Annotated in this window: 1 protein-coding gene; it reads right to left on the bottom strand. The window is 66.4% G+C overall.

Going from position 1 to position 745, the window contains the following annotated elements:
* A partial coding sequence (locus GON06_RS18360) for a helix-turn-helix domain-containing protein (RefSeq protein WP_157313866.1) occupies positions 1–651 on the bottom strand: 651 nt, incomplete at its 3' end.
* Positions 652–745 lie beyond the last annotated feature (94 nt).

Below are 745 nucleotides of genomic sequence, written 5' to 3'. Positions count from 1 at the left end.
GTGCTCGGCGAAGAACGCTTTGGCGCGTGTCCAGAACCCCGCTGCGGTCTCTTTGCGTTCGTCGCTCAGCTGCTCGGAGTAAGCCAACCGGGTGCAGTCATCGACCGCGTGGTGCAGGAACGCGTAGCCCAGTCCCTGCTTCTTGTTGTTGCGCTTGCCGGCCTGCAGGCCGAGCATGCGCCAGCCGCCGCCATCCGGGATCCTGCCGAGCTTCTTGATGTCCACGTGGACCAGTTCGCCCGGGGCATCCTTCTCGTAGCGGACAGGCTTGGGCTTGCGCACCGGGAGCCCGGTGGCCTGGTCGAGGTGGTGCAGCAACGGCATCCTGTAGCGGGCCAGCACACGCCCGACCGTGGAGTGCGGGATGCCGAGGTGGTATCCGATCCGGTGTGGTCCCCACCGTCTGGTGTACCGCAGCGAGACGATCCGCCGTTCCCGCCGTGCCGAAAGCTGAGCCGGCGAGACGCGCGGGCGAGAGGAACGGTCGGTCAACGGCTGTCCTGCCCGGTATCGACGAGACCACCGCGAGGCAGTCGCCGGTGACACCTGGAAGCGCTCGGCGGCACGTCGCACCGACCAGCCGTCGTCGACGATGAGGGAACCGAGGCGTCGACGCCCTTCCGGCGTCAAGGGCGCATTAGCGTGAGTCATGAAGACCTCCGTGGAGCAGATGTGAGGGTGGTACCCACATCGTCCCGGAGGTCTTCGCTCACCTCAGACGTTCACAACGTGTCGGGGAAGAACA

The organism is Microbacterium sp. MAH-37, from assembly GCF_009758255.1.
Lineage (GTDB): Bacteria > Actinomycetota > Actinomycetes > Actinomycetales > Microbacteriaceae > Microbacterium.
Note: the sequence above shows the minus strand (reverse complement) of the source record. Positions and strands in the feature narration are given on the sequence as shown.